Source organism: Aeromonas sp. s8, assembly GCF_040907785.1.
Taxonomy (GTDB): domain Bacteria; phylum Pseudomonadota; class Gammaproteobacteria; order Enterobacterales; family Aeromonadaceae; genus Aeromonas; species Aeromonas veronii.
Map to the genome: position 1 here is coordinate 11182 of NZ_JBFOCL010000024.1, position 9415 is coordinate 20596.

The window sequence follows — 9415 nt, forward strand, 5'->3', positions numbered from 1 at the left end:
CGTTTTTTTGTTATCTGACAGGGGCCAGCTCTTGGCGAGTAACCCCCTAACGGGTCGCCAGCACCAGTGGCAGGGATCGCAAGATCTGCCGCTCCGCCAGGGTCGAGAGGATAAACATCACCATATAACCGAGGCCCAGCGCCACGATAATCGCCACCACGTTGGCGGTGAACTCGGCCACCAGATAGTAGGCCGCAATCAGCGCCACTATGCCCGCCAGCCGGATCAACAAACTCTGGGTAAAGTGACCGTGAGCCTTGATATAGGCGAGCTGATAGCCATTGAGCATCATAAAGATAAAGAAGATGGAGAAGTGGAACAGCACAGGCACCGCCCCCACGTAGTCGGCGGGGAAGAACAACAGCACCAGCGGCTTGCCCGCCAGCAGCATCAAGCCAAAGAAGGCCAGACTGACGATGGCGGAGAGACGGAAGATCCAGCTGCGGATCATCCTTATCTGGCGGTGATCGCCATTGCGCAGATTGACCGCCAGCTCAGGCAGCACAAAGCGGTAGATGGGGAAGACGAACAGGGTGGTCATATAGGTGAAGATGGGGCGCACCACCACCTGAAAATCCCCCAGCTCGTCGAGGCTGAAGTGGCGGATGGTGAGCAGCACGGTGATATAGATCATCAGGATACTGGCCCCCGCCTCCAGAGAGGCGGTAAAGCTCTTCTTCACATAGCTCACCATCTCGGGGCCGAGCGCTACCTTGGCCAGCGGCCTGGTGGCGATGGCCCGACGGCGCGAAACATACATATAACCGGCGATGGCGAGCGACGAGAAGGTCAGCCCGTAGAAGAGCGAGGCAAGCGCATCCATCCCCAGTCCGAAATAGCAAGCCATAAACAGCAGACCGTTGGCCAGCGGCTCCAGCCAGGTGACCCGATTGGAGAGCTGATACATCCGGTACATGGCCACCAGATTGGTGAAGTAGACCTTGAGCCCCAGCCCGAAGATGACCCCCACCAGTTGCAGATACTCCACCCGGATATGGAGCCCGTGCTTGATATAGGGGATCACTGCCCCCCAGGTGAGCAGCACGATGCCGATGAGGAAGTAGCGGAAGATATTGATGATGTCCCGATCGTTTTTGGTCTGGGAGTAGCTCACCACCATGGAAGAGCGAAAACCTGTCATCAGGACAAAGGAGAGGGAGATCAAATCCACCACGCTGTTAAACAGCGCCAGCTCCCCCTTGGCGACCCACTGCGCCAGCCACACCTTGAAGGCGAAGCCGATAACGATGCTGACCAGCGAGGCCCACATCCCGGTGATAAAGGCCTGCTTGAGGCGCGCGAGAGAGGCGTATTGCATAACGAAAATGGATAACTTTCAGGGAAAAGAGAGAGGGCCATCTTATGAAAGCCCACTCCCCTTGAACAGCGTTAATACCACGCACTCACAGCCACCCAAAAAACCACAAACGCAAAACGCCCGCTTATTTCCTGAAAGCGGGCGTTTTGTGGTGTGCCGTTATGGCTGCTGATTGCAGCGATGGCACGGCTTGCTGCCAGTCTGTCGCGCAACCCTTATGACTGCGGCGCCGCCTTGATCAGCTCCTCGTAGTGATCGATCAGCTCAGGCCCGTGCAGCGGCGAGTCGTGACCGCCAATCACCGTCTTGATCGGCAGCTTCATCGCTTTGAGCCGCTCGATGGTCTGCGGATACTCCTTCACATTGGCAAAGCTCAGGTTGCCCAGCTTCTCCTTGAGGATGCAGTTGCCATAGAGCACCTGCTCGTCGGGGAAGTAGACAAAGATACCGTCCGGCGTATGGGCCGGGCCCGCGTAGAAGGCGCGCACCTTGCCATCTTGCAGCTTGAAGTCGCCATCATGCACCACGTTGGGCAGCACCAGCGGCAGATCCGGGTACTCCGGCAGCCCCTTGCGGGTAAAGGCGGCAATCTCGGCCCAGTCGCTCTTCATCAGATCCCGGGTCTGGCGGGTCGAGACCACCTTGGCCCCGATGGACTTCCAGTAGGCATTACCTCCCGCCCGATCGGTGTGGTAGTTGGTGTTGATCACCTCCAGCACCGGCTTGCTGCTGACCCGTTTGATCAGCTTGTGCAGCTCGCGGGCGGTATCCGGCGTCCAGGTCGCCCCCACCACCGTCACCCCCTTGGCCCCGAAATAGACCATGGAGTTCTCTTTGACGTAGTAGTTGTCCTCCACCACATAGACCGGGCCGCTCACCTGTTTGAGGGAGATCTCCGCCGCCCGCACGCTGCCACCCCAGAAACTCGCCATCAGCACCACGGCCCCGGCCAATGTGCACTTCATCCAACCTTTCATCATCTTGCTCCCTCGAACCAACCGCCCCCTCGCCACCCCTGTGGCAAGCCGGGCCTTTTAAGCAGTGAGCAGAAGATACGGGGGATTTGTGAGGGGAAAATGAGGTTGTGTGAAGTCTGGGTGAAGTCAGGGGGAATGCAGAAAAATCAGGGGGGAATCGGCGACGAGCCACGACCAATATGGCGAACGACGGTGCGGGAAGTGGAGAGAGGTAAAGGCTCAAAACGAAACGACAACACAGATAGCGCCCCCTCACCCTAGCCCTCTCCCGAGGGAGAGGGGATGGCCAATGCCAATTCCAAACTCCCATCCCCACCCGTACCTCGCACGTAAAGCACAGTCAGCTGAACCGTTTTGCTCCCTTCTCCCACTCTTGATCACAAACAAGGGGAGAAGGGCTGGGGATGAGGGGGAGGTAACAATATGCCACATCATGTAGGGTCGATTAGCGTAGCGTAATCGTCCGCATACCGCCACGCACCGAGTCATGGCAAGACCGCTAATAAATTCCAGATATCAGCAGCCTCTCGGCCACGACCTATTCGCGATCGTCCGAATACGCTTCGCTATTCGAACCTACGGCCCTTCTCGGCAACTCCCTATTCGCGATTGTCCGAATACGCTTCGCTATTCTACTGCCCTGCCTAGATCATGCAGACTTTCCAAGTCCGGTGGTCGCTGGCAAACGGGGCGCAATCGCAGAGCCTGTGGCCCTTGGCCAGCGACTTGGTGCATTTATTGCGAGCCGCCTCCACCTTCTGCTCTCGCTGCTTCAGCTCGGCCTCTAATACCCGTTTTTGCTTTGCTTGTTCGCTGGCCAGGCGTTGCAGCCGGGTACGTTCCAGTTGGGTTTGCAGTTGCTGTTGTTGCGCCTCGGCCTGCTGCCGCGCCAGGGTCTCATTGGCGGTCAGTCTGTCTATCTCGGCATCAAGCAGCTTGAGTTTGGCGCGGGCCTCGGCCTCGCGCTCCCCTTGGCTACTCTCCCATTGTCGGCAAAGACGGGCAGTCTCTCTTTTACGTTGTTCGTTGATACGCACCTGTGTCGCAGAGATCCGTTTGCCACCCATATTTTCGACTGTCAGGCACAACTCGAAGTGGCAACGACACTCTTTGGGCCAAGAACCCCACTTCTTGGCCGCGACTTCCTGTTCCTGTCGAGCCTCCTTGGCCTGATCCAGCTGTTTCTCGATGGCGGCCACCGGCGCCATGACAGTATTCAGTTCGGATTGTTCCGCCGCGGTAATGGCCTGGTTGGCCTGTTGGGCGGCCACCCGATCAAGATCCTGACGACTGACCCGTATTGTCTCTTTACCCTTGTCATTAAACTCCCGCACCTGGGGCCCCTGCTCATCCAGACGAAGTCCCTGGCCGCTGGGCTTGCCTGCGACAAATTGGCCAGCAAACAGTATGTTCCCTGCGGCATCCCGCAGCACCCCCTTGCCATCCGGCAGGCCGGAGGCCTCGCCATCAAACTGGCCTATGTACTCGCGGCCGTCCGGATAACGCAGCAAACCGAATGCCATGAAACTGCCAGCAAAGTCTGCCTCAAACGTGCGGCCATCACGCCAGCGCAAGGTGCCATGCCCTGCCGGCTTGCCGAAGCTCACCGGCCCGTCATAGGTGCCACTGCGGGGCGGCTTGCACTGGGAGGTGTCCTGGGCGGTCAGGTGCCGGGCTAGACTCCGGCCATTAAGCGAGTCCCTCTGCCCCGTGATCTGGTAAAAGAGTGCATCGGTACCTTCCACCGTGAATCTGTATTGCTTGCCAACATCTGTATTTTGGAAGCGTACCCTCTTGAAGATAGGGCGCCGTTCCGAGGCGGTTCTCAATAGCACCGTCTCTCGTGGGAATAGGATTGAAAAAGTATATTCCCCCGGCCACAGCGACACCTTGTAGTAGTTATCAGAAGTCAGCTCGCCGACCCGTCTACTATCCACCTCCAGATAATAGGTTCGGGGACTGGCGATCAAGGACCAAGTGCGATCTATGTAGACGGTGATCCTGTCCTGAGGCACCGGCTCGTTGACCTCCTGGTCGGTCCCGCGCGAGGTCTGACTGCCCTGAGAGGTACAAGCGGACAGCAGCAGGCTGGCAAGGATCAGGCAACACTCGGCTAGCGGGTGGCGATAGCGGTTTTGCATGCAGTTTTCTCTCTGACGGGGCGCATTTTCGTATTGTATGTGATTAACCGGGTTGCGCTGGGAGCCCTGTCACACCCCTTTACAATCCATGGTGAATGAAAATGGGAAGGAATAAAAACCACCCGTATAACAGGTGGTTTCTGGTTTTATCACTTTACTAACCTGACTATTTATTCCCCAAGGATAATCAAGCCAGCGGCGGCGTGCGTGGCGGCACCATACGCTTGCTGCCGGTGGATTCGAAGGCCGAGGCGAAGCGCAGCAGGTTGTTGTCGTCATAGGCGCGACCGGCGAAGGTCAGCCCCACCGGCATACCGATATCAGCCATGATACCCATAGGAACGGTGACGGTCGGCACGCCGAGGTGGCGGATGGCGAGGTTGCCGTTGGCAACCCAGATGCCGTTGCTCCAGGCGATATCGGCGGAGGCCGGATTCACATCCGCATCAGCCGGGGCGACGTCAGCGACGGTCGGGAACAGCACGGCGTCGAGCTTGAGCCCGTCCATCCAATCTTCCAAGTCCAGCTTGCGGGTCTTCTCCAGACCGCGCAGGCCATCCGGCACTGTGGGGATCTCGTCAAAGCGCTTGATGCCGCGCTTGGCCATATTGACGTACTCGTCCATGCCCGCCGCCAGATCGCCCTCGCGGTTCGGCAGGGTGCCCGGATCGTGGGGGAAGATCTTCGGCCCATCGACATCGGCCAACTTGTTCAACTTGGGATCGCCGTTGGCACGCAGGAAGTCGTCGAACGCCCAGCCGGAGAGCTCCCACAGCTCGTCGTTGAGAAACTCCGGGCTCACGATGCCGCGATTGAACACGGTCGGCGCGCCGGGTCGGTCCCCTTCGCAGTTGGAAACCAGCGGGAAGTCCACTTCGATGACTTCCGCGCCAGCGGCTTCCAGCGCCTTGCGCGCATCTTCCCAGAGGGCGATCACGGTCTCGCGGGTATAGATGCGCTGACCGGTCGGGCCGCCGATACCGGGGTTTTCGCTGGTGCCGGCCAGTTCATCCTTGTTGATAAACATGCGCGGCACGCCGAGGCGCTTGCCCTTGAGGGCATCAGGCTTGGCAGCCAGATCCAGATAGGAAGCCGGACGCACTTCAGAGGCCTTGGGCAGCTGCTCCCAGGGCTGCAGGCGCCACAGATCGCCACGGGTATCGGCATCGTCGGCCACCACTACATCCAGCACTTCCAGCAGATCGTTCATGGTGCGGGCATAGGGCACCACCACATCCATGGTCGGAGTCAGCGGCCAGTTGCCACGCACCGAGATGACGCCACGGGACGGGGTGTAGGCGCACAGACCGTTGTTGGAAGCCGGGCCACGACCGCTCGACCAGGTCTCTTCCGCCAGACCAAAGGCGGAGAAGCTGGCAGCGGTGGCAGTACCGGCGCCGTTGGAGGAGCCGGAGGCAAAGGGCGCGGTCAGGTAGTCGGCGTTGTAGGGGCTCTCGGCACGGCCATAGACGCCGCGCTGCATGCCGCCATTGGCCATCGGCGGCATATTGGTTTTGCCAAGGCAGATGGCACCGGCGGCGCGCAGGCGCTCAACGGTAAAGGCATCGCGCTGGGCCACCAGATCCTTGAAGGCCGGGCTACCGGAGGCGGCGGTCAGCCCCTTGACCAGATAGCTGTCTTTGGCGGTGTAGGGAATGCCGTCAAGCGGGCTCAGGGTCTCGCCACGGGCACGGCGGGCATCGGAAGCCTCGGCCTCTTTCAGCGCATCGGGATTGGCGACCACCACGGCGTTGAGTTTGGTGGCAGTCTCTGGGCCGTTGTAGGCCTCGATCCGGGCCAGATAGGCCTTGACCAGTTCGACCGCTGTGGTGCGGCCTGATTCGAGCGCGGCACGCAGCTCGGCAATGGAAACCTCGGTCACTTCGATCATTTTGATCTCCTGTAAAAGGGTGACTGTTTGTCATGATGATCGCCGCATCAGCGCATGCGACCATCACACCATCAAGAGATAAAACCCCACGGCGTGGGGTTTTGAATTTCTACACTCTTCGACCAGCTTACTGACCTGAAGGGATTTGCTGAGTAATGCAGTGAATATTGCCACCGCCCAGCAGGATCTCGCGGGCCGGCACGCCGACTACGGTGTGCTCCGGGAAGATCTCTTCCAGAATGCGCTGGGCTTCGCCATCGGTGGCGGCATCCAGCAGCGGGTAGACGATACGATCGTTGGTGATAAGGAAGTTCACATAGGAACCGGCCAGACGGCCTTCTGCCTCGCGCGGCACACCGGTACCGCTCTCGACACCGGCAGACTCCTCTTCAGTGCAGAACAGCGGGCCCGGCTGGGGCAGCTTCCACACTTTCAGCTTGCGACCCTTGGCATCGACAGCCGCTTCCAGCACCTTGAGGGCGGCCACGGAGCGGGCGTACTGGGGATCGTTCTGGTCGTCAGTCCAGTGCAGGGCCACTTCACCCGGACGCACGAAGCAGCACATGTTGTCGATGTGGCCGTCGGTTTCATCCATATAGACGCCTTCGTCCAGCCAGATAAAGCTGGTGACGCCCAGATAGTCGCGCAGGTAAGCTTCGATCTGCTCTTTGGTCAGGTGCGGGTTGCGGTTTTCGTTGAGCAGGCACTCGGCGGTGGTCAGGCAGGTGCCTTCACCATCGACGTGGATGGAGCCCCCTTCCAGAATCAGCGGCGCATCGTAGCGAGCCATCTCGTGTTGGGTCAGCATCTGGGCTGCCACTTCCTCATCCTGATTCCACGGGTAGTAGAGACCGCCCTTGTGGCCGCCCCAGGCGTTGAAGCCCCAATCCACGCCACGGCACTCGCCGGCAGCGTTGGTAACAATGGTCGGGCCGGTATCGCGGGCCCAGCAGTCATCGCTGTCCATTTCAACCAGGGTGACGTGGGCGGGCATGATGGCGCGAGCCTGCTCCATAAACTGGGCCGGAACCCCCATAAAGACCGGGGTGGCACCGCCGATGGCATCGGCCACCTTGGCGAAGGTCTCTTGCGCGAAGCGACCGGCTACGCGCCAGTTGTCCGGGCGAAACGGCCAGATCATCCAGACGGCCTGCTGGTGCGCCCACTCGGCGGGCATGGTGAAGCCGTCGGCGGCCGGCGTGGAGTTAATGGTCTTGATGCTCATCGCAAGGCTCCTTGCATGGATTGAGGCCCCCGTTTACGCCCGATGCGGCGCGGGAACCCGGAAAAATAACAGTGGGCCGCAGAGTAAGACGTTGCGCCCCCATCCATCAAATGAATAGGATGGATTGTCCCATAAACACGGCGAATAATCCCCCCATGAAACTGCACCAGCTCGACCTCAATCTGCTGCTCGCGTTTGACGCCCTGATGACGCAGGGCAGCGTCACCCGCGCAGCCGAAGCGCTCTTTATCAGCCAGCCCGCCATGAGCCACTCCCTTAACCGGCTGCGCACCTTTCTCGGCGACCCGCTGCTGGTGCGCACCCCGCAGGGGATGCTGCCGACCCCGCGCGCCCAGCGGCTGCACCTCGGGGTGCAGCAGGCGCTGCGGCTGCTGGAGCAGCAGCTCACCGAGGAAGAAGAGTTCGAGCCAAGCCAGTCGAAGCGGCGCTTCGTGCTCTGCACCACAGATTACGTGGAGTGCGTGCTGATCCCGCCGCTGATCCAGCGGCTCAGACGGCTGGCGCCCGGGGTCACCATCGAGATCCGCATCCTGCGCGATACCCTGCCCGAAGCCGAGCTGGCGAGCGGCGAGATCGATCTGGTGCTGGGCTTTGACGAGTACATGCAGGTGCCGGGGTATCTGGGCAAGGAGACCTGGCTCACCGAGCCGCTGGCCGGGCTGGTACGCGCCGATCTGCCCATTGCCAAATCGGCCCCCGCCGGCGCCGAGGATGACCCCTCCCAATGGCAGGAGCGCATCACCCTGCAGCAGCTCATCGCCATGCCCCATGTGTTCCACTCGCCCCTTGGCACCTCGGAGGCGAGCCTCGACCGCTATCTGAAGAGTCAGGGCTTTAGCCGCACCATCTCGGTCAACAGCCAGAGTTATATGTCCGCCGCCGCTATCGTCAGCCAGAGCGATCACCTCTTGGTGCTGCCCAGCATGGTGGCCGAGCTGCTCGCCACCCACTGGCCGCTGAAAAGTCTGCCGCTGCCCGAAGATGTGCCGGATTATCACCTCAACTGCGTCTGGCATCCCGTGCACGCGCAGCAACCGGCGCTGGTATGGCTGAAAGATTTGATGAAGGAGCTTGTTGGCCGACCATGATGCCCAAACCGAACCTCGATCAATTCCCTCTCCCTCTGGGAGAGGGTTAGGGTGAGGGCGGCTCCCTCCCCCCTCATCCCCAGCCCTTCTCCCGCAAGGGGAGAAGGGAGCAGTTACGCTACCACTTGCAGCATCGCTGACAACCATTCAGCCAGTCTGCCAGCTAGGCGATTCCCCATACATTCAAAAAGTTACCGTCATCTTCCTATTACCCAATCCAGCTTCCTCTACTCGAATCCGGCAATGAACACAGTGATGATCAGCCCAATCCCAACCACAACTCGATCTGTTCCCTCTCCCATTGGGAGAGGGCTAGGGTGAGGGGACGCAATACCCAACCGGTAAACAGATGGGAAGCTGGCTATATCTATAGGGCGATACGGAGCAGGGACAATTTATGGAGAGTAACCTCTTTGCCAAGCGACTGAGAAGGGATGCCACGCTGGCAGAGCAGAAACTGTGGCAACAGCTGCGCAGTCGCCGTCTGGCGGGGCTGAAATTTCGCCGCCAAATGCCCATCGGCCCCTATGTGGTGGATTTCATCTGCCTTGAACAGGGATTGGTCATCGAAGTGGATGGTTCGCAACATGGAACACAAACGAACCAGATGCATGACGAGGCTCGGACAGCCTATCTCAATCAGCAGGGATTTCGGGTGATACGAGTGTGGAATAACGATGTGCTGAGTCGGATGGAGGTCGTACTGGCCCATATTTGGCTCTCATTGCGCTGAGCAGAGCCCTCCCCCTCATCC

Annotated in this window: 7 protein-coding genes; 2 read left to right on the forward strand and 5 right to left on the reverse strand. The window is 59.9% G+C overall.

Annotation, left to right across the window (positions count from 1 at the left end; translation table 11 throughout):
- Window positions 1–46: 46 nt before the first annotated feature.
- The 5 genes from AB5Y86_RS08080 to aguA form a co-directional block, all read right to left on the reverse strand.
- A complete protein-coding gene (locus tag AB5Y86_RS08080; protein WP_368192550.1) occupies window positions 47–1318 on the reverse strand; it encodes a lipopolysaccharide biosynthesis protein in 1272 nt (423 codons plus the stop codon).
- A 215-nt stretch (window positions 1319–1533) separates the two neighbouring features.
- Window positions 1534–2283 carry a CphA family subclass B2 metallo-beta-lactamase gene (locus AB5Y86_RS08085; protein ID WP_368192552.1) on the reverse strand — a complete coding sequence of 250 codons (750 nt, stop codon included), beginning with the start codon at window positions 2281–2283 and terminating at the stop codon, window positions 1534–1536.
- Between the two features lie 656 nt (window positions 2284–2939).
- Window positions 2940–4040 (reverse strand): hypothetical protein, encoded by a 1101-nt coding sequence (locus tag AB5Y86_RS08090; protein WP_368192553.1) that lies wholly within the window; start codon window positions 4038–4040, stop codon window positions 2940–2942.
- 583 nt (window positions 4041–4623) lie between these two features.
- A complete protein-coding gene (locus AB5Y86_RS08095) occupies window positions 4624–6327 on the reverse strand; it encodes an amidase (RefSeq protein ID WP_368192554.1) in 1704 nt (567 codons plus the stop codon).
- Between the two features lie 127 nt (window positions 6328–6454).
- Entirely contained in the window at window positions 6455–7552 is a 1098-nt protein-coding gene (aguA, locus tag AB5Y86_RS08100; protein WP_156853531.1) for an agmatine deiminase, read from the reverse strand.
- Window positions 7553–7707: 155 nt separating this feature from the next.
- Here aguA and AB5Y86_RS08105 point away from each other — a divergent pair, with 155 nt between their 5' ends.
- Both AB5Y86_RS08105 and AB5Y86_RS08110 read left to right on the forward strand, forming a co-directional pair.
- On the forward strand, window positions 7708–8661 hold the full coding sequence (locus AB5Y86_RS08105; protein WP_245133015.1) for a LysR family transcriptional regulator: 954 nt from the start codon (window positions 7708–7710) through the stop codon (window positions 8659–8661).
- Window positions 8662–9058: 397 nt separating this feature from the next.
- Window positions 9059–9394, forward strand: coding sequence for an endonuclease domain-containing protein (locus tag AB5Y86_RS08110; RefSeq protein ID WP_139430488.1), 336 nt, complete (start codon window positions 9059–9061; stop codon window positions 9392–9394).
- Window positions 9395–9415: the final 21 nt, after the last annotated feature.

Bases quoted from the DNA above. Each gene is read 5' to 3' on its own strand.
- AB5Y86_RS08080 (WP_368192550.1), bottom strand. From the start codon at position 1,318: ATGCAATACGCCTCTCTCGCGCGCCTCAAGCAGGCCTTTATCACCGGG.
- AB5Y86_RS08085 (WP_368192552.1), bottom strand. From the start codon at position 2,283: ATGAAGTGCACATTGGCCGGGGCCGTGGTGCTGATGGCGAGTTTCTGG.
- AB5Y86_RS08095 (WP_368192554.1), bottom strand. From the start codon at position 6,327: ATGATCGAAGTGACCGAGGTTTCCATTGCCGAGCTGCGTGCCGCGCTC.
- aguA (WP_156853531.1), bottom strand. From the start codon at position 7,552: ATGAGCATCAAGACCATTAACTCCACGCCGGCCGCCGACGGCTTCACC.
- AB5Y86_RS08105 (WP_245133015.1), top strand. From the start codon at position 7,708: ATGAAACTGCACCAGCTCGACCTCAATCTGCTGCTCGCGTTTGACGCC.
- AB5Y86_RS08110 (WP_139430488.1), top strand. From the start codon at position 9,059: ATGGAGAGTAACCTCTTTGCCAAGCGACTGAGAAGGGATGCCACGCTG.